Source organism: Asaia sp. VD9, assembly GCF_037150015.1.
In the GTDB taxonomy this organism is placed as follows: Bacteria; Pseudomonadota; Alphaproteobacteria; order Acetobacterales; family Acetobacteraceae; genus Asaia.
This window is the reverse complement of record NZ_JBBCQM010000002.1, coordinates 476,995-495,868: the sequence shown is the minus strand read 5'-3', so window position 1 is coordinate 495,868 and position 18,874 is coordinate 476,995. Positions and strand designations below refer to the sequence as shown.

19 protein-coding genes are annotated in these 18,874 nt (G+C 61.0%); 13 read left to right on the top strand and 6 right to left on the bottom strand.

The genetic code is table 11. The annotated features are described in order from the left end of the window. Positions 1-637 precede the first annotated feature (637 nt). From WFJ47_RS04580 to spt, 4 genes are all read left to right on the top strand, one after another. Positions 638-1,768, top strand: coding sequence for a CDP-glycerol glycerophosphotransferase family protein (locus WFJ47_RS04580; protein WP_127100699.1), 1,131 nt, complete (start codon positions 638-640; stop codon positions 1,766-1,768). 81 nt (positions 1,769-1,849) lie between these two features. Then, complete coding sequence (locus WFJ47_RS04575) at positions 1,850-3,589, top strand: fatty acyl-AMP ligase (RefSeq protein ID WP_336761160.1); 1,740 nt, start codon at positions 1,850-1,852, stop codon at positions 3,587-3,589. Between the two features lie 167 nt (positions 3,590-3,756). Continuing rightward, complete coding sequence (locus WFJ47_RS04570; protein WP_127100104.1) at positions 3,757-4,017, top strand: acyl carrier protein; 261 nt, start codon at positions 3,757-3,759, stop codon at positions 4,015-4,017. Next, the gene (spt, locus tag WFJ47_RS04565; RefSeq protein WP_336761158.1) at positions 4,014-5,207 is read left to right on the top strand and encodes a serine palmitoyltransferase; all 1,194 of its coding nucleotides are present in this window, start codon (positions 4,014-4,016) and stop codon (positions 5,205-5,207) included. Before WFJ47_RS04570 ends, spt begins: the two co-directional genes overlap by 4 nt. A gap of 65 nt (positions 5,208-5,272) precedes the next feature. Here the strand turns inward: spt and WFJ47_RS04560 are convergent, their stop codons facing one another. After that, positions 5,273-6,253 carry a hypothetical protein gene (locus tag WFJ47_RS04560; protein ID WP_336761156.1) on the bottom strand — a complete coding sequence of 327 codons (981 nt, stop codon included), beginning with the start codon at positions 6,251-6,253 and terminating at the stop codon, positions 5,273-5,275. Continuing rightward, positions 6,246-7,205, bottom strand: coding sequence for a diacylglycerol kinase family protein (locus tag WFJ47_RS04555; RefSeq protein ID WP_127100110.1), 960 nt, complete (start codon positions 7,203-7,205; stop codon positions 6,246-6,248). The genes WFJ47_RS04560 and WFJ47_RS04555 overlap by 8 nt, the downstream gene beginning before the upstream one ends. 167 nt (positions 7,206-7,372) lie before the next feature. Here WFJ47_RS04555 and WFJ47_RS04550 point away from each other — a divergent pair, with 167 nt between their 5' ends. The 6 genes from WFJ47_RS04550 to WFJ47_RS04525 all read left to right on the top strand — a co-directional run bounded on the left by WFJ47_RS04550 (position 7,373) and on the right by WFJ47_RS04525 (position 13,205). Next, a complete protein-coding gene (locus WFJ47_RS04550) occupies positions 7,373-8,275 on the top strand; it encodes a metallophosphoesterase (RefSeq protein WP_336761154.1) in 903 nt (300 codons plus the stop codon). Next, positions 8,275-9,465 (top strand): LptF/LptG family permease, encoded by a 1,191-nt coding sequence (locus WFJ47_RS04545; RefSeq protein ID WP_127100114.1) that lies wholly within the window; start codon positions 8,275-8,277, stop codon positions 9,463-9,465. Before WFJ47_RS04550 ends, WFJ47_RS04545 begins: the two co-directional genes overlap by 1 nt. Continuing rightward, positions 9,462-10,556 carry an LptF/LptG family permease gene (locus WFJ47_RS04540; RefSeq protein WP_336761150.1) on the top strand — a complete coding sequence of 365 codons (1,095 nt, stop codon included), beginning with the start codon at positions 9,462-9,464 and terminating at the stop codon, positions 10,554-10,556. The genes WFJ47_RS04545 and WFJ47_RS04540 overlap by 4 nt, the downstream gene beginning before the upstream one ends. A gap of 104 nt (positions 10,557-10,660) precedes the next feature. Continuing rightward, a complete protein-coding gene (locus WFJ47_RS04535; RefSeq protein ID WP_233581941.1) occupies positions 10,661-11,380 on the top strand; it encodes a sterol desaturase family protein in 720 nt (239 codons plus the stop codon). Further along, positions 11,377-12,135 (top strand): nucleotidyltransferase family protein, encoded by a 759-nt coding sequence (locus tag WFJ47_RS04530; protein ID WP_336761148.1) that lies wholly within the window; start codon positions 11,377-11,379, stop codon positions 12,133-12,135. The genes WFJ47_RS04535 and WFJ47_RS04530 overlap by 4 nt, the downstream gene beginning before the upstream one ends. Continuing rightward, on the top strand, positions 12,132-13,205 hold the full coding sequence (locus tag WFJ47_RS04525; RefSeq protein WP_336761146.1) for a glycosyltransferase family 4 protein: 1,074 nt from the start codon (positions 12,132-12,134) through the stop codon (positions 13,203-13,205). Before WFJ47_RS04530 ends, WFJ47_RS04525 begins: the two co-directional genes overlap by 4 nt. On the opposite strand, the gene WFJ47_RS04520 is transcribed toward WFJ47_RS04525, so the two are convergent. Continuing rightward, positions 13,179-13,505, bottom strand: a complete 327-nt coding sequence (locus WFJ47_RS04520) for a hypothetical protein (RefSeq protein ID WP_127100124.1) — start codon at positions 13,503-13,505, stop codon at positions 13,179-13,181. The two genes, WFJ47_RS04525 and WFJ47_RS04520, sit on opposite strands and share 27 nt — an antisense overlap. A 58-nt stretch (positions 13,506-13,563) precedes the next feature. Here WFJ47_RS04520 and WFJ47_RS04515 point away from each other — a divergent pair, with 58 nt between their 5' ends. The 3 genes from WFJ47_RS04515 to WFJ47_RS04505 all read left to right on the top strand — a co-directional run bounded on the left by WFJ47_RS04515 (position 13,564) and on the right by WFJ47_RS04505 (position 15,973). Further along, positions 13,564-14,136 carry an MmcB family DNA repair protein gene (locus tag WFJ47_RS04515; RefSeq protein ID WP_336761143.1) on the top strand — a complete coding sequence of 191 codons (573 nt, stop codon included), beginning with the start codon at positions 13,564-13,566 and terminating at the stop codon, positions 14,134-14,136. Positions 14,137-14,147: 11 nt separating this feature from the next. Further along, positions 14,148-14,942, top strand: coding sequence for an inositol monophosphatase family protein (locus WFJ47_RS04510; protein ID WP_336761141.1), 795 nt, complete (start codon positions 14,148-14,150; stop codon positions 14,940-14,942). Between the two features lie 245 nt (positions 14,943-15,187). Continuing rightward, positions 15,188-15,973 (top strand): lipid-binding SYLF domain-containing protein, encoded by a 786-nt coding sequence (locus tag WFJ47_RS04505; RefSeq protein WP_408868617.1) that lies wholly within the window; start codon positions 15,188-15,190, stop codon positions 15,971-15,973. A gap of 131 nt (positions 15,974-16,104) precedes the next feature. Here the strand turns inward: WFJ47_RS04505 and mltG are convergent, their stop codons facing one another. The 3 genes from mltG to WFJ47_RS04490 form a co-directional block, all read right to left on the bottom strand. Next, positions 16,105-17,115 carry an endolytic transglycosylase MltG gene (gene mltG / locus WFJ47_RS04500; protein WP_336761137.1) on the bottom strand — a complete coding sequence of 337 codons (1,011 nt, stop codon included), beginning with the start codon at positions 17,113-17,115 and terminating at the stop codon, positions 16,105-16,107. A gap of 16 nt (positions 17,116-17,131) precedes the next feature. Continuing rightward, positions 17,132-18,394 (bottom strand): beta-ketoacyl-ACP synthase II, encoded by a 1,263-nt coding sequence (gene fabF / locus WFJ47_RS04495; RefSeq protein ID WP_370264834.1) that lies wholly within the window; start codon positions 18,392-18,394, stop codon positions 17,132-17,134. A gap of 169 nt (positions 18,395-18,563) precedes the next feature. Then, positions 18,564-18,803, bottom strand: a complete 240-nt coding sequence (locus tag WFJ47_RS04490) for an acyl carrier protein (RefSeq protein WP_023978090.1) — start codon at positions 18,801-18,803, stop codon at positions 18,564-18,566. Positions 18,804-18,874 lie beyond the last annotated feature (71 nt).

Sequence of the window (18,874 nt, the reverse complement as noted above, 5' to 3'; positions counted from 1 at the left end):
CCAAAAAAAGAATAAATCAGTCAGCACTCTCATCATCAGAACCACTGGTTCAGACAACACCAAAGCGCCGCCAACATATCCCTTCCATTCCTATTCAATTTTCAAAGAACCCTACCTAAACTACTGACCTTACTCAGTCTTTCAGGCAGCCACCCCAGCATCGTCCGCTGCGGTGAACGGGCTTTTAGACCCCACACACACCACCGTCAACACCATTCTTCAAAAAAACAGAACTTTCCTCCCTCACTAGACGGAACACCTGAGCGCGCAATGAAGCGTCACAAATCGTGTGTTGTTTCCCCGCCCCCAAAAAGACCTATTTAGGGTCGATGTTTTAGCTGAGCCCACCGAAAGGTTTCGCACCGCTCTTCCCGAGGGGCCATGACGGATCCCGGCAAGCAGAGCCCGGCTCGATTGCCAAAATTTAAGCCATCCAATCATCACGTTTCCAATACCCTCTCTTGTAACTTCAAGAGAGAGGCACAAAAAACTCGGCCAGTAACAATCGAGCGCTGTGGCGGGCGATTTAACGATGCGGCAATCACAAGCCGCGACATATGAGGCAGGAGACGTGAGGGAAGTATCGATGAGACATTCCACGACCATGTCCAGAACCGGTAACTGATTCCGCACCATGATGAAGATAGCCTTCCCATATATCGCGCAGCCTCACCAGACCTTGCATTCCTTGCCGATCGCCATGGAGATTGCCTCCCGTCACACCGACACCGAGGTGCACGTAGCGTGCACGACTGAAGCGCATCTCGACTACGCGAAAACCCTGAGCGCCTTGTATCCCCAGGCACGGGCGCGGTTTGACCTGTTGAAAATGCCCGAGATACTTCGCCGCCGCATCGAGCATTCGGGACCGGGCGTCATAGGCAAGCTGGCGAGCCTGTTTTTCAATCGGGACTACTTCTCCCGTTTCGAGGCCATCGTGGTGCCCGAACGAACCTCGCTCTATCTACGCCGTATGGGGATTCACAAGCCCCGCCTGATATGGACCCGCCATGGGGCCGGCGATCGCGCGATTGGTTTTGCGCGGGACGTCAAGGAGTTCGATTTCGTCCTGCTTTCTGGCAAAAAGATCGAAGAGCGTCTCCTCTCGCAGGGGGCAATCAGCCCCGGACGCTATTATCGTGGCTCCTATGCCAAGTTTGATATCGTTCGGCGTATGGCCCGCGCGCGCCCGGCGCTGTTTGATAACGGCCGACCGATTGTCCTTTATAACCCTCATTTCTCGTCCAAGCTGTCGTCATGGCCGCTGATGGGCGAGCAGATCCTGCAGTATTTTGCCAATCAGGATCGATACAATCTGATCTTTGCGCCGCACTACAGGCTGTTCGACAAACACCGGCAGGAGGGGGAGCAACTCGTTTCCCGCTTTGCCCATCACAATCATATCCTGATCGATCCGGGCAGCCCGCGCAGCATCGACATGACCTACACCATGGCAGCCGACCTGTATCTAGGCGATGTCAGTTCACAGGTTGCCGAATTTCTCGTGCGCCCACGCCCTTGCGTGTTTCTCAATGCGCACCAGATCAGCTGGGAAGCTGATCGAAACTATCACTTCTGGAATCTAGGTCAGGTTCTGGACAATGCCGATGGTTTATCCGCCGCTCTGGAAGCTGCTGTGACAAAACATGACGATTTCCTTGAGGCGCAACGCCAATATATACTAGATACCTTCGAATTCACCGATGACGGCCCGACCGCCCCGGGCGCAGCCGACGCTATCGTCGACTACCTGCGCAGCGCCGCCTGACACGATACGCATGACACGGACCGGGGTTTCCCCTGTATTCCGACACCACGACAGAATGAAAAGCAGAGCAGACACAACACGATGACGCCGAACCAAACGCCCGTTCCTACCGCCTCGAACCAGAAGCGCCGTCATGGCGACTTTCCGACGTTCAGCGCTGCGCTGGATTACGCGGCGCAGGGAACGGCGGGATTCAACATTTACAATGGTCGTGGCCAGCTTCTTGAGGCGCTCCCTTACCGCGTGCTGCGCGAGCAGGCGCTTGATACCGCGCGCCGTATGCTCGGCGCAGGCCTGAAGAGCGGCGATCGCGTCGCTATCATTGCCGAGAGCGACGGCGATTTTGCACGTATCTTCTTCGGGTGCCAGTATGCCGGGCTCGTTCCGGCCCCCCTGCCTCTTCCCATCGCCTTCGGTGGGCGCGACGCCTATATCGCCACGCTACGCGGTATGGTCTCTGCCTCTGGCGCGCGCGCCGTCATCGTTCCCGAGCTGATCGGGTCCTGGACAGCCGACATCATCGCCGGGCTCGATCTAGCTTTTGGCGGCTCTCCCGCAGAACTGCTTGCCCTGACGGCATCAGCGGAAGCGCTGCCCGAAATTGGCTCACAGGATCTTTCCTATCTGCAGTTTTCCTCAGGAAGCACCCGTTTCCCCATGGGCGTTGCCGTAACCCAGGCGGCAGGCATGGCGAATGCGCGCGCGATCGCGCGCGACGGGCTGCAGGTGACCGAAACCGGCGATCGCTGCGTTTCCTGGTTGCCGCTCTATCACGATATGGGGCTGGTCGGTTTCTTCCTCACCCCCATGACCTGTCAGCTTACGGTCGATCTTCTGCCTACACGCGAGTTCGCTCGCCGTCCTCATGTCTGGCTCGATCTGATCAGCCGCAATCGCGGCACCATCGCCTACAGCCCGTCCTTTGGCTACGAGCTCTGCGCACGACGCCCTGTTTCGGGCGATCTCGATCTCTCCTGCTGGCGTATTGCCGGGATCGGCGGCGACATGATCCGCCATCATATCCTGGAAACCTTTGCCGAGCGATTTTCAGCCTATGGTTTCGACGGTCGTGCCTTCGTCGCCAGCTATGGCATGGCTGAGGCGACGCTCGCGATCAGCTTCGCCCCGCTCGATACAGGCATCAAGACCGACACGATTGATCTGCGCAGGCTCGAGACCGAGGGTGTCGCTTCTGCTTCCGACGACCCGTCTCACGCATTGCGCACGTTCGTTCTGTGCGGTCTGGCGCTGCCTGAACATGACATCCAGGTACGCAATGCCAAGGGAGGTCTTCTGCCGGAGCGCCATGTGGGCATGGTTTACGTCCGCGGACCCAGCCTGATGCGCGGCTATTTCGGACGCCAGCCTGAAACGGATGAGGTCCTCGACGACAAGGGGTGGCTCAACACGGGCGATCTCGGCTACATGCTCCATGGGGAGATCGTGATCACTGGGCGCGCCAAGGATCTGATCATTATCAACGGCCGCAATATCTGGCCACAAGACCTTGAATGGTCGGCCGAACACGAAATCGCCTCGCTTCGCTCACGCGATGTCGCCGTGTTTGCCGTTGAGGAAGAAGCCGGCGAACGCGTGGTGGCCCTCGTCCAGTGTCGTGCGACGAATGAAGAGGATCGCGCCAAGCTGCGAGAAGAGACCATGGGGCTCTTCCGTCGCCAGCATGGCATCGACGTCGACGTGATCCTGGTACCTCCCCATACCCTGCCCCAGACCTCTTCTGGCAAGCTGACACGCGCGCGCGCCAAGGCCATGCTCCTTGCCGGTCAGTTCGAGACGACGACGAGCAGCACGGCAGCATGAGCCGACAGGACGGCGCCAGGTCTAACTGCGCCGTCCCGCTCTTGCATCAGCTTGAAACGTCTACGCCCCGTTCACGCCCTCCCTCTGGCTATTCGACACCCGCTGTCGCATAAGACCCTCCATCTGAGGGCGCTCCGCGCCCTGACGTGCAATTTCGGAGATCCCCCATGGCCGATACGGTTGACTCCATCTCATCGATGATCGTTGAAAAACTGCTCGCCAATCCGAAAGTCCCCCGCGACATCTCGGGCGACAGCAAGATCGTGGAAGATCTCGCCTTCGACTCTCTGGCAGTCATGAACTTCGTGATGGAAATCGAAGACGAACTCGACGTGTCCGTCCCTCTCGACAAGCTGGCCGATATCCGCACCATTCATGATCTCGCCGTGTGCCTCGCCTCTCTCAAGTCCGGTGGTCAAAACTCGTGACCGACATCTTCGCAAAATATGCGGGGCTCAAGGCTGCAGCAGCCGGGCTTACCGCCCATTCTCCGCGCAACCCGTTTGGCGTGATCATCGACCATCCGGTTTCAGCGACGGTCGGCATGATCGAAGGGCGCGAAACGCTTCTGTTCGGCACCAATAACTATCTTGGCCTGAGCCAGTCCAAAGCCGCAGCCGATGCAGCCATTGATACTGTCCGTCGTGAGGGCGTCGGTACGACCGGCTCCCGTATTGCGAACGGTACCTTCGCCCTGCATCGCAAGCTCGAAATGCGTCTCGCTGACGTCTTCCGTCGTCGCCATTGCATGATTTTCTCGACCGGATATCAGGCCAATCTCGGCGCGATCTCGGCGCTGGCTGGCAAGGATGACGTGCTGCTTCTCGATGCCGACAGCCACGCAAGCATTTATGATGCGAGCCGCCTCGGATATGCGCAGGTCATCCGCTTCCGTCATAACGATCCCGCTGATCTCGATCGTCGCCTCGCGCGACTGAAGGATCACCAGGGCGCCAAGCTCGTGGTGGTCGAAGGCATCTATTCAATGACTGGCAATGTCGCGCCAATGCGCGAATTCGCCGAGGTCAAGAAGAAGCATGGCGCCTATCTGCTCGCGGATGAAGCCCATTCCTTCGGCGTTCTGGGGGAGAATGGCCGCGGCGTGGCCGAGCGCGACGGCTGTGAGGACGATGTCGATTTCGTCGTCGGCACGTTCTCGAAGAGCCTTGGCACGGTAGGCGGGTATTGCGTTTCAAACCTCGACGGTCTCGAGCTCATCCGCCTGTGCTCGCGCCCTTACATGTTCACAGCCTCGCTTCCGCCTGAAATCATCGCCGCGACGCTGGCTGCTCTCGACGAGATGCAAGCGCGCCCTGAACTGCGCAAGCAGCTTTACGCCAATGCCGAGCAGCTCAATCATGGTCTGCATGCTCTGGGTCTCAATACGAGCCCGCATGTCAGCCCGGTTGTGGCCGTCACCCTGCAAACGGTCGAGCAGGCTCTCGCTTTCTGGAATCGCCTGCTCGAGCTCGGCGTCTACGTCAATCTCTCCCTTCCCCCGGCGACACCGGACGAGCATCCGCTTCTGCGCTGCTCGGTGATGGCCGTGCATACGAGAGAGGAAATCGATCGTGCACTGTCGGTCTTCGCTCAGGTCAAGAGCGAGGTACTGGGCTGAGCGCGGGAGACAACCCGTCGACCAGATTGAAGAAAGGGGAAGGGCCAACGGCTCCTTCCCCTTTTCTATCCCCTCATGCCGCGCAGAAAGATACTGCGCGCACGCCATAGCAGCACAGGGAGACAGAGTAGTGGATGGCGAGCCTCGAAGCTGGAAAGCCTCAACTTAAAGCCGCTATGACGCTCTATCTTCCAGGCGAGATAGGCCGCCCCATTTTTGAATGTGAAGGCGGCCTTGATCAGACGCGCCACGTTCCGCCAGCGCCCGCGTTGTGCCATGCGCACCCAGCGACGTTCTGCGCGCCGGCGTTGCGCTGCAGAAAGATGAGGCACGAGCGCCGCATCGGTACCATCATGAGAGAGTCCGCAAAGATCCCAGGCAGGACGCAGCAGGGCTTCGTAACGGGCCTCCTGCCCCGCAAGAATGGCCGCACCACGACTAGCATTCTCGACTCTCAGTTCGGCACGATAGGTCCGGCGGAACAGGGCCTCCCACCAGCCCTGAGCTGAATACGTCCCCGTTGCGAGGCGTGCCGCCCAGCCAGACGCTGTTACAACGCAGTCACGCAGGATCTGCAGGACAGAATCGGCAGCGTCGGGCCCGCTCACCCAGACGAGGCGCACCGGCTGACAGAAACGTGCCCAGAGCGTGGTGTCCATGGCACGGGGTGAAGACCCCGCCCTGAATTGCGCGCACGTGAGCAGGGCCACCTTGGCGCGCAAAGTTACCCCTTCAATCTCATGCTCGGCGTAGAAGACATTGGGCGGCAGAACCGCATTGCCCAGACGGGCGAGGTTCCCGGCTGGCCAGTCTGTCAGACGATCAAGGATGATATAGAAATCGAAAACCCCGTCCGGATCGAACTGCCTCAGTCCCGACCCGTAGAACAGCACCGCGAGAGCGCGCCTGCCACCAAGAATTGCCCTGACAAGCGCGTGCAGCCGAGGATCCACCGGCGTCGTCAGCTCGGCAATCAGAGTCTCGTCCAACTGCCGACGCGCCTCGGCCCTGAGCCCGGAGGCGGAGGCATTTCGAGGCTCAGTCATGGATGAAGCCGAATTCCGGCCCTTCGGAAAGCTTGATCCGATTGCTGGCACCCGGAGCAAAACGCTCGCCATCCAATACGAAATCGCCCTTGCAGGTCACGATGAGTTCCCCTGCCCGGCCGCTCGAATAATCGCGGCTCTCGCGCAGCCAGGAGGGCGCGCGACCACGCAGCAAAGACCACGTTGCCTGAAGCAGGCGGGCGGGATGGGCACCCACATGAAGAAAATGCAGGCCACCCGTCCGCGCCCTGCCTGTGTTCCAGAAGGGCCAGATACCCAGATTGAGGCGCTGGAGCGCTGTGGAGAGCAGGAGGAAACTGTGACCATCGGCCAAAACCTCGCCATCGCTTTCAAGCGTCAGGCGATCACCCGCAAGCCATGTCTCACGCTGCCGCCGCCAGAGCAGGCTTCCGAAAGCACCGATCAGCGTCACAGCGACAGCGAGGTTATGCGGTGCATAGCGCAGGACATGCGGCGAGTGCGCTATGGCAATGGCGCGCGCATATCCCGAGCTCCCCTGGAACATGCCCAGACGGGTTTCGTGCTCGCCTTCCGGCCAGGAGATCTCGAGGGGGCGACGCTTCGTGCGTGGCAGTGTCTCGTGCTTCTGGCAGAGCTGCCTGAGTGCCTCGACCCCACGGCGCGAAAAGCCGATATCCTGCGCGATGAGGTTGGTATTACCCGATGGGAAAATGGCCAGCTCCGGCAGGGCGTCGGCAGGATAGCAGCGTGCTACGGCCGTCATTACGTCGCTGACGGTGCCATCACCACCATTGATCGCGATGAGCCTCACATTGCGACGGGCAAGGGAGGCCACCATCTCCATCATCTCTTCATGAGAGGCGGGCACCAGAAATCCCTCGCCAAGGAGTTGGCGCGCGAGAGTCGCAAATCTTGTGCCATCCCGTCGGTTCTTGCGACTGCGTGGGTTGTGAATGAGGGCTAGGCGCAAGGCAGTATCATTTATGTTACGGTCTTCCCTTCAGCCCGACGGAACATCGGGGGTCCGCCTTGCGCGGCGCCATAGCATGACTTAGGCAGCGGGACCAGAAACCGATTGGTCATTTTTGGATTTTGCCGTTCTCGGCCTCGAGCCAATCGCAAGGGAGAGAGAAGCCGATGGCCCTGACTGAAACAGCATCTGTGGTCCTGGCGCATCTCTCCGACGTGCATCTCCCGCCCCCGTCTCCCCTGCCCTCATGGCGTCACTTCCTGAACAAGCGTGCTCTGAGTGTCGCGTCCTGGAAGCGCCACCGGCAGCATCATCACCTCCCGGCGCTGAGTGAAGCCGTATGCCACGATATCGAAGCCGCCCGACCGGCCCTGATCCTCAACACGGGTGATCTGACCAATTTCGGCCTTGCCCATGAGTTCGAAGCCGCGGCCGCCTGGATGCGCGCGCAGGCACCGCGCATGCTTGTGGTGCCGGGCAATCACGACGCGATGATTGCGCGCGACTGGCCCGGTACAGTGAGCCAATGGGCAGAATGGATGGATCAAACCGCTTCGGACAGTTTTCCTTATCTCGTGAGGGCGGGTGATCTGGCAATCATCGGCGTGAACAGCGCACTTCCTACCCCTCCTTTCATGGCTTGTGGCCGTGTTGGCAAGGCACAGGCCGATCGACTTGCAATGCTGCTCGATTCTACCCGCGCCTGCTGCCGGATCGTGATGATCCATCATCCGCCGCGTCCAGGTCTTGTGCCCTGGCGCAAATCCCTGCTCGACCATCGTGCCGTTGCGCGGATTATCGCGCACCATGGTGCAGCCTGCGTACTGCATGGGCACTCTCATAACGCGACGCTCGCGACCGTTCCGGGCAGCACCATTCCCCTGATCGGTGTTCCCTCGGCCTCTTTGCTTTCCTCGCGCCCCTGGCGCCATAGTGGCTGGAACCGGATCGCCGTCACGCGGCGGGAGAACGGATGGGAGATTGACCTGACTACAAGGCAATATACGCAGCAAGATGGATGGCGCTGCAGTCGTCACCGGCAATGGTATGTCCAAGGCGGACACGGCTGATGCGCCTCCCTCATTTCCCGACCCTGGACCGCTATCTGCTTGCCCAGCTCCTGCCCCCCTTCATCGTGTCTCTCGCCGCTGTGCTGGCAGCACTCCTGCTCGAACGGCTTCTGGTCCTGTTCGACGATCTCGCGGCGGAGGGAAGTTCTCTCGCCACCTTCGTCGCTCTGCTGACAGATCTCCTCCCCCATTACCTGGGGCTCGCCCTGCCCGCTGCACTTTGTGTCAGCGTCTTCCTGATCATCAGGCGCATGAGCGACAATAACGAGATCGACGCGCTCATGGCGAGCGGCGTGTCCCTCCTGCGTATTGCACGGCCTTATATGTGGGCAGGTGTTTGTCTTGGGTTCGGCAGCATTCTGCTCTACGGCTATATCCAACCCGTCGCGCGCTATGATTTCAGGTCAGGCTTCTACTATGCCGCGCATTCGGGCTGGGCGCCGCATCTGCAGGCCGGCATGTTTGCCACGACCTCTGGCGATTCGATGCTCACAGCTGACCGCGTCACGCAGAATGGCACCGTTCTGCATGAGGTCTTCATCCGGCAGCGCGAGGCCAACGGCGCCGTGCGTATCATCACCGCGCATCGAGGGCTGGTGACGGCCGTTCCATCGCTCAAGCAGACGCGCCTGGATCTGTGGGACGGGCTGATCGTATATGACCCGCGCGATGACAGTAACAAGGCTACCCAGACACGCTTTGCGCATTCCATGCGCACCTTCGATCAGGGCCATGACACGGAAGCTTTTCGCTCTCGAGGCATCGATGAGCGCGAACTCACCCTGGTCGAACTGGCAACCCAGCTCGAAGCGTCGCATCAGAAGGATACGGGGCCTGATGACAGCCGCATCTCGCGCTCCAGCCTCCGTGCGGAACTTGATTTCCGGCTCGCCCGTGCGCTCGCCATCCCCTTCATTCCGCCTCTTGCCGTTGCACTCGCCATCGGAGCGAAACGCCGCAGGCCCATCATCGGACTGATCGCACTGGCACTGATTCTGGTCGGGTTCGATCACATGCTTCAATTCGGGCACGGGCTGATCGCGACGGGGCGCATGCGCGGCTTCTATGCGATATGGCTCCCCGAGATCCTGTTCTGCACGATCTGCCTCGCCTCGATCTTCCGGCGCTCACGCGGTTCCTGGCTGCGCCGCAAGGCCATTCCACTACGTGAAACGGGAGCGACGCCATGACCCCTCCCCAGGCGGGACGCTCCGTTCTTCTCACGCATCTTACGCGCTCCCTGCTCAGCCGGACCGTGCTTTGTGGCGCCATTCTCGTCTCCATGCTCGAAATCCTTGGGCTTCTGGAGATGACCACACCTATTCTTGAGCGTCATCTTGGCGCTCTCGGTATGGCGCATTATGCCCTGCTGCGCCTGCCCAGCCTCGCCGTGCAGACCTTGCCGCTCAGCACGTTGATCGGCGCCTTGTTCCTCCTGATGCAGATGACCCTGAATAGTGAAATGGCGAGCCTGCGGGCAGCGGGTCTTTCCACGCGTCGCCTGCTGCGCCTGCTCCTGCCCGCCATCGGAATCATCAGCCTCGCGGGGATAACCACGCAGGAAATCGTCGCACCGCGCACCGAACTGGCGCTTGCCAAATGGTGGAACCGGACAGACCCGAAAGCTGCGGGGAGCGGTCACGGATTCTGGTTTCACGCCGAAGGCAATGTCGTGCATATCGACAGCTTCAGCGAGGGCGGACAGCGCATTCAGAAAGTGGGTCTGTACCACCGCATCACTGGCGGCGATCTCGTCGCCACAGATACCGCTCCGGAGCTCATTTATGACGCCGCTTCGGGGTGGCGGGCGGGCGCCGTGCGCAGCCTGACACTCAAGAGCAACCGGGTTGAAATCGAGAGACGCGCGAATGTGGTGCTGCTGCCCCGCAATATCACGCCGGATACGATCATTCAGCTGTCCCAGAACTACCCGACCCTTTCATTCGGCACGCTCTGGTCCATATTACATCGGGGCGGTGCTTCGAGCCTGCCCAAGGCGACCTATCGCATGGCGCTCTTTGCGCCTTTCGTCCTGCCGGTTTCCCTATGCGCCATGCTCCTTATGGCGCTGCCGGTCATCTATATTCCGCCGCGCACCGGTACGCGCAGCCTTCTGCCAATCGCGGCTCTCGCGGCCGGTTTTGGTTTCATCGTACTGCAAGGCCTGATACAGGCTCTTGGCAACGCGGGAACCTTGCCCGCACTCGTTGCCGTCATGGCGCCTCCCGCCCTGGCATTCCTCCTAGGAGGGGCATGGATCGTGAAGATGGAAGAGAAATGAGCACGCTCAATTCTGATCAACCGGAGGGCTTCTGGCGCGCCTTCTGGAACGCCCGAAAAAACCAGGGCACCCTGCGCACGGGACGAAGCTTCGACCTCGGCAAGATGAGCCTTCCGCATCTCTGGATGGCGTATCTCACCTATCCCACCATCCTGCTCTATTTTGCCCTTATCCTCGCCTCGGCAGGCATGGCGCTCTATCTGGGGCCCCAAGCAACAGGAACGCTCGTGACCATCCTTCTGGTCGTCGCGATCTATCCTTTTGCCTGGTACGCCATCCATCGCTTTATCCTTCATGGCCGCTGGCTTTACCGTAATCCGCTGACAGCCTCGCTCTGGAAGCGCGTCCATTTCGACCATCATCAGGATCCGCATCTGCTGGACGTACTTTTCGGTTCGCCCCTCAATACCATTCCGACCATTGCCATCATCGTCATGCCCATTGGCTGGGCCATTGGCGGGGAAAGCGCCGCTTTTGCCGCGCTTTCGACCGGACTGGTCATGACCTGCATCTACGAATTCTTCCACTGCATCCAGCATCTGGCCTACAAGCCGCGCTGGGCCTGGGTGGCCAAGATCAAGCAACTGCACGTGCTGCATCATTTCCACGACGAAGACGGCAATTACGGGATTACCAATTACGCTGCCGACCGGCTCTTCGGCAGCTTCTACAAGGATGCCCGCGCCCGTCCCCGCAGCGCCCATGTGTTCGATCTCGGCTATGATCTGGATGAGGCGCAGCGGTATCCCTGGGTCATGAAACGCACGGGAGCACCGCCCAAGCAGCGGCCCGACGGCGCAAGGCGAGGCAGCACAGCCCCGTGACCTTGCCCGTTCTCGTTCTTGCCGGGTCGCGCGATGGGGCACAGGACCCACTCGCCCGGCACGGTCATGTGGCCCACAAGGCCCTGCTCCCGGTAGCAGGGCGCCCGATGATCGATCATGTGCTCGAAACGCTTTCGTCCGTACCGGAGCTCGGCCCGCTCTATGTGAGCATCGAAACGCCCCAGGCTCTGGAGCCGCTGGCACCCACGTTCACCTGCCTCCCCACAGCCAGGGGGCCCAGTGGCAGTGTGGCCCTCGCGCTGGATGAGTTGGGTACGCCTTTGCTGATTACCACTGCCGATCATCCCCTTCTCGAAACAGAATGGATCAGGCGCTTCCTCGAAGCGGCCGAAGCGGCTGACTGCGATCTGGCAGTCGGGGTCGCCTTGCGTCAGACGATCGAGCGCGATGTCCCGCACACGAAGCGAACCTACATCCCGTTGCGCGACATGAGCTTTTCGGGCTGCAACCTGTTCCTGCTCCGGAACGCGAGGGCGCGTGCCGTGATCACACTCTGGCAGTCGCTTGAGCGCGACCGCAAGCATCCGCTCAAAATGGCCCGGACCCTGGGTCTCATGACGCTCCTGCGCGCTGTGTTCCGTCGTTTGACAAGCACTCAGCTTACGGGGCGCGTGCGCCGGATTACAGGCGCGCATGTGGCCCTGATCCCGATCGATGATGGTTGGGCTGCCGTGGATGTCGACAAGCCCCTCGATCTCGACCTCGTCGAAACCCGTCTGTCCAAGCGCGCATGAAGATCGCCTACGTCATCAACTCCGTGGAGGGCGGCGGCGCAGCCCTGCCGGTTCCTGCGATTACGCAGGTCATGCGTGAAAACGGTCATGAAGTGATCGTTCTCGCGCTGACCAGGCGCGACGGGCGCGCCATCAAGCCCATGCTTCAGGCGGGCTTGACCGTTCATGTGCGCGAAGGCGGTCGCAAAGACCACCTTGCCGCTCTGCTCTGGCTAAACCGCGAAATCGGCGAGCAGAAGCCTGACCTGATCTGGACCTCCCTGACGCGTGCAACGCTTCTGGGTCAGCTGGTCGGATTGCGCCGCCGCCTGCCCGTGGTGAGTTGGCAGCACTCTGCGCGGCTCAAACCCGCCAATGCCCGGCTGCTGCGCCTGACGCGCGGGCTCTCGAGACTTTGGATTGCTGACTCGACCTGCGTGGAACTGGAAACCGAGCGCAAGCTGGGACTTCCCCCGAGCAAGCTTACCTGCTGGCCGATATTTCGCGCGAGCCACAATTTCCCGATAGCGGTCCCGTGGTCGGAGGACGGCCCGATTAGAATAGGCAGTCTCGGACGCCTGCATCCGGTCAAGGGCTATGACGTGCTCTGCGCGGCCGTACGGTTGCTTCGCAAGATAGAGGGGCTGCCGGAGTTCGAAGTGCATATCGCTGGCGAGGGTGAGGAACGCGACCGGCTGGCAGAGCTGATTGCGCGTGATCGTCTGCCCGTGATCCTCGATGGCTATAATGCCGACCCCAAGGAATTTCTCTCAAGCCTGCAGATCTACGTCCAGCCATCCCAATGGGAGGGGCTGTGCCTCGCCGCCCATGAAGCGCTGCTTTGCGGCGTACCGGTCATCGCATCGGAGGCGGGTGAACTGCCCCATACGATCACAGAATCCTGTGGCCGCATCGTCCCGCCAAATGATCCCGACTCCCTCGCTCTTGCCATGGCCGAACTCCTGCGTACGCCCGCACGCCTTTCTGCCATGGGAGCGACGGGGCGTGAGCGTGTTCTCTCACGCTTTGACGCCGCATCCTTCGACCGACGGGGTAGGGAAATCCTAGCGCGCCTCGAAAGCGCCCTCTGAGCGAGGCTGCGAAAGCGCGCTGGAAAGCCGGAAATCCATCTGGGCAAAAATGACGCAAGCGACGAGAAGCAATATCCAGACCATTCTGGGAGCGGCCTGTCGCTCAAGAAAGGCCGCCGCAGCAAATGCACCGAGCGCGACCACATCCAGGGCGAAGTGCAGACGCTCGTCCAAATGCCCGCAGAGATAACCCAGCACAAAGACGATCACTCCCAGAAGGGCGCAGCTCAACGCCTTCTCGCGCTGCAACCAGCGGGAAAGGGAAGTAACCTGATCAGCTCTGTCACGTTTATCCGGCAAGTTTCTCTCCCAACCCGGTCACGGTCATGTCTTCGTTGGATAAAGGCACGCGCAGAAGATGCAACCTCCCGATCGCCCCACACATGCTTTTGCCGCAGACAGCGCGAAGGCGGGGGACGCAGCGGAAGCCAATTCCCCCGCGCTCTCCCTGCCAGAAACCCAGTTCGCGATCAGACGAGCCGTGCTTGGCCTTTGCCGGACCATGCGCTGGGCTTGTGTGAATGAATTCTCCCTTCCCGCAGCAGGCAGACGTGCCGATGTCATGGCCCTCACCCAGAGCGGGGAACTGCACTGCATCGAGATCAAGTCTGGCCCGCGCGACTACCTGAGTGACAGTAAATGGCCGGAATATCGTGCCTGGTGTGACAGGCTTTATTTTGCCGTGGACCAGAATTTCCCCCGTGAGCTAATCCCGGAAGATGTCGGACTCTTCATCGCCCATCTGCCGGAAAGCCCCTCAACCATCCTGCCGGAATGTGCGATGATACGCGATGCGCCGCTCATCAAGCTGGCGGCCGCCCGCCGAAAGACGCTGATGCAGCTTTTCGGCCATGGCGCCGCCTTGCGCCTCATGGCCCTTGAAGATCCCGCCATGACGGCCTCTCTTCGCGCGGCGAGACGTGTTGACTAAGGAGTTCCTGCATGACCGATCAACGCCTGATTGCCCAACGTCTGGAAGTGGCGCGCGCCGTCGTGGCCGATGCCGCTGCTCTGGCCATGGCAATGAGGCCGCCACCGGGAGGTCCGGTCGGCACGACCAAGGGCCTGCAGAATTACGTGACCGAAGCCGACATGGCGGTGGAGGCACTGGTTTCAAAACGCCTCGAAACCCTTTTCCCTGAGGATGGGTTCATGGGCGAGGAAGGCGGTCGCCAGAGACAGGGGGGCCTGACCTGGGTGATCGATCCGATCGACGGCACCTCCAATTATGCTCGTGGTCGTGAACGCTGGTGCGTCTCGCTTGGTCTGATGCAGGGCGACATCCCGGTGGCGGGTGTGATCAACGCCCCGGCTCTGGGAGAAATCTACACGGCGCAGCGCGGTGTGGGCGCGTGGATGAACGGTCGGGCGCTCAAAGCCTCACCCGTGGACGACACCAGAAGCGCCATGGTCGAAATGGGGTGGAGCGCAAAGGTTTCGCCCGAAACCTATGCCAATCGCTCCAAGGCCTTTCTGGAGCTCGGTATCGCCCCCCGCACGGGTGCCTGTGGAGCCCTGGCTCTGGCCGATGTCGCCTCGGGACGCTGCGATGGCTATCTCGAAATCGCCATCAATCTCTGGGACGTGGCGGCAGCGCTCGTATTGCTGCATGAGAGCGGGGCCCGGGTCTCGCCTTTCCTGCGCGATGGCGGGATGACAGGATGTATCTCCATTCTGGCGGCCGCGCCCGGCGTAGCCGAGCCCATCGCCCATGCGGCGGGCATGGAACTGCTCTGAGCAACACAGCCCCATTGGGGGGAAGGTTTCGCCTTGGATGATCCCGGGACGCCGCGCCGCGGCTCTTTACGCATCGCGCGTTAAGGGCCACCCTGCCCCACCATTCTCACGCCATAATTACCCGTCACGGCTAGGTTTCCCCTGACGGATCCAGATACGAGGCCCAGATACTCATGGTTTCTTTCCCCCGCCGACTCGTCGCCTCGACGGTACTTCTGGCATCGGGCCTGACCGCCCTTCCCGCCATGGCCGCATCGAAGCAGCAGGCGCTGGTCGATCGGGCAACGCTTGCCGTGCAGGACATCTTTCAGGGTACGAACCCCAATTCCCGCGCGCAGCGTTATCTGGCCAAGGCGCGCGCTGTCATGGTGTGTCCCTCGGTGTTTCGCATGTCGATCGTCTTCGGCGGTGCAGGCGGCGGATGCCTCCTGCTCTCGCGCGACGCGCGCGGCTCCTGGTCGGACCCCGCCTTCTACACGCTCAGCTCAGCTTCTATGGGGATTCAGCTTGGAGTGGAGAGCTCGGAGCTCATGTTCTTCGTGATGTCCGATCGCGGACTTCAGGCACTCCTTGACAGTCAATTCAAGTTCAGCGCCGGGGCTTCGGCCTCATTTGCTAATATGGGAAGCGGGATCGAGAGCGGATCGGCTGGCGCCTCGAACACGGATATTCTCGCGCTTCAGAAGTCATCGGGACTGTTCGCAGGCGCCTCGCTTGGCGGTTCGAAGCTAACCATCGACAGCGGATCCAACCGGGCGTTCTACAACCAGCCAGTGGGTCCCGAAGATATCGTGATCTCAATGCGCGTGAACAACACGGGCGCCGACCCGTTGCGCCGCATCCTTATGCAGGTGGTTCAGCAACAGGGCAGTACGCCGCAAACCACCACTACACCCGCCACGACGGCGGCAGCAACGTCAGGCAGCGCGGTGGGCTCCAGCCCCTACCCTGCCAATTACGACAGCCACAAATCCTTCTCGAGCCAGTCTCATGGAGCCATCAAGAGCGAGTCACTCGCTGCGCCCAAATAGGGGATCCAGCGGCGCTCCGGGGATTACCACCCCCCTGAGCGTCGCGCGTCAAACTGATACGTCTTCCTTCGAGGCCGGTCCATCATTCAGGAGCGCCTCGGCGATGCCGGAAACGCCTCCTGCTCAGAACGTCACGGATGGGCGGGCGCTAAGGTCTTCGGATTCGCAGCATGCGCGGATTTCAGCGTTCTGAGCGCCTCAACACGCTGATTATGCTCGCGCAGATCATGCGAGAATCCATGCCCCCCTGTCCCATCCGCCACGAAATACAGCATATCGCCCTGCGCGGGATGCGCGACCGCCCCCAGTGCGGCTACACCCGGTGAACAGATAGGACCCTCGGGAAGGCCATCGACAACATAGGTATTATGCGGGCCCGGACGATGCAACTCGTCATGGGTCACGCCATGATCCAGCACTCCCAACCCGTCGCTCAGGTCATAGATGGCTGTCGGGTCTGATTGCAGCTTCATATTCTGCCCCAGACGATTCAGGAACACACGGGCCACCATGGGCCGCTCGGCATTCACCCCCGTCTCCCGCTCAACAATCGAGGCAAGGATCAGAAGCTGTTCGGGAGAGGCAAGGCCGATCGATGGATCACGCTGGGCCCAGACACGCGCGAGGGTCTGTCTCATGAGCGTCTCAAGGCGCTGTGCGATCTGCGCACGCGGCGTACCCCGTTCGTAAGCAAGGGTCTGAGGCAGGATTGCGCCTTCCGCGAGCGGGGGCAAGGGCCCCGTAAGCAGCGGGGCCTCACCCAATAGCAACGCGATCTGCCGGGCCGTACGTCCTTCAGGGATCGTGAGAAAGTGCCGGACCGGTGGCGCATGACGCAGGATCGCCAACACGTCGAGCACCGAAGCACCAGCCGGGAAATGCAGCTCGGCGGCATGGAGCGCGCCTTGCGTCGTCGTCAGCCTCGTAATCAGGCGGAACTGGAATTCGGAGATACGCCCCGGGGGAATGATCTGCGCCAACGCGAGATCATGGGTGATATGTGCAGTGCTGCCATGAGGCACGACGTGATCGGTCGCTACTGCGAGCGGCCCGGTTCGGTGCGCGTAGGACCAGGTCCAGCCCGCGCACCCCGCCGTGCTCAGAACAAGAAGAAGGAAGAGGGCAAGAACGACTCGCTTCATGCCCGCATTCCGTGGATCAGACGCCCTTGACGATCAGGCTGGCATTCGTGCCGCCGAAACCGAAGCTGTTGGAGAGAGCGATATTGATCTTGCGCTGCTGGGCCTCATGGGCCACGCGGTCGATCACGCTCTCACGCGCCGGGTTGTCCAGATTGAGCGTCGGGGGCGCCACGTTGTCACGAATGGCAAGCATCGAGAACATGGCCTCGACCGAACCCGCCGCACCCAGGAGATGCCCTGTAGCGGATTTTGTAGAGGACATGGCCACGCTCTTCGCGTCCGCGCCGAAGAAGCGCTCAACCGCATCGAGTTCCAGATCATCTGCCATGGTGGAGGTGCCGTGCGCATTGACGTAGTCGATATCCGCCGGGCTGATACCAGCCGAACGCAAAGCCGCCGTCATGGCACGAAACGCACCCTCATGACCCTCGGCAGGCGCCGTGATGTGATGGGCATCGCCCGAGAGGCCATAGCCGATGATTTCGCCATAGATCTTCGCGCCACGCGCCTTGGCGTGCTCGTACTCCTCGAGCACCACAATGCCCGAGCCCTCGCCCATGACAAAACCGTCGCGATCGCGGTCCCAGGGGCGCGAGGCCTTTTCCGGCGTCTCGTTGAAGCTCGTCGAGAGCGCACGAGCCGAGGAGAACCCGGCAATACCGAGCGGGCAAACGGCAGCTTCAGCACCCCCAGCGATCATGACATCAGCATCGCCGAGCATGATGAGACGGGTTGCGTCACCAATCGCGTGCACACCCGTCGCGCAGGCGGTTACGGCCGAGTGGTTCGGTCCCTTGAAACCATAGCGAATTGAGACATGACCCGAGATCAGGTTGATCAGGGCAGAAGGAATGAAGAACGGTGACAGGCGCCGCGCCTTGCCGCTCGCCACGGTGAGCGAGGCGTCGTAGATCGTCTGCAGACCACCGATGCCCGAGCCGATCATCACGCCGGTTGCGCAACGGTCTTCCTCGGTTTCAGGCTTCCAGCCGGAATCCTCTACGGCCTGGATGGCAGCCGCCATGCCAAGATGGATAAAGCGATCCATCTTCTTCTGGTCCTTCGTCGGAACCCAGTCGGACAGCGTCAGGCCACCTTCTGCCGTCGGTCCCTCGGGTACCTCACCCGCCACATGGGCCGGGAGATCGCTCGGGTCGAAGCTGGTGATGCGACCAATGCCGGTCTGTCCGGCGATAAGACGTTGCCACGTCTGTTCCACGCCCACCGCCAGTGGCGTGACAAGCCCCATACCGGTGACGACGACGCGTCTTTCTTTCATTGCCGATAGGTTTGCCATCATGGGCGGACGAAGCTCCAGTCATAAAGGCCTTCTCCCGGCGGCTGCCAAAGGGGAGAGGCTGTCAATCTCGTCGTATGTCCCGGCTCCGCTGAAAGGGGGAGCCGGAGAAAGATCATTGCATCGGGTCAGTATACCCGATGCAGCCGGATCAGGCGGCCTTCTGCTTTTCGATGTAGTCGATGGCGTCCTTGACGGTCGCGATCTTCTCGGCGGCATCTTCGGGGATTTCGACGCTGAAGGCTTCTTCGAACGCCATGACCAGCTCAACCGTGTCGAGGCTGTCAGCGCCGAGGTCGTCGATGAAGGAAGCGTCAGGGGTCACCTTGCTCTCTTCAACGCCGAGATGCTCAACAACGATTTTCTTAACCTTATCGGCGATTTCGCTCATCTGTTCTGGCTTCCTGTGTGCCCGGCAATTCGGGCGGTTCGAAACTGTTTACCATCCGTCTGGTTGCCCAG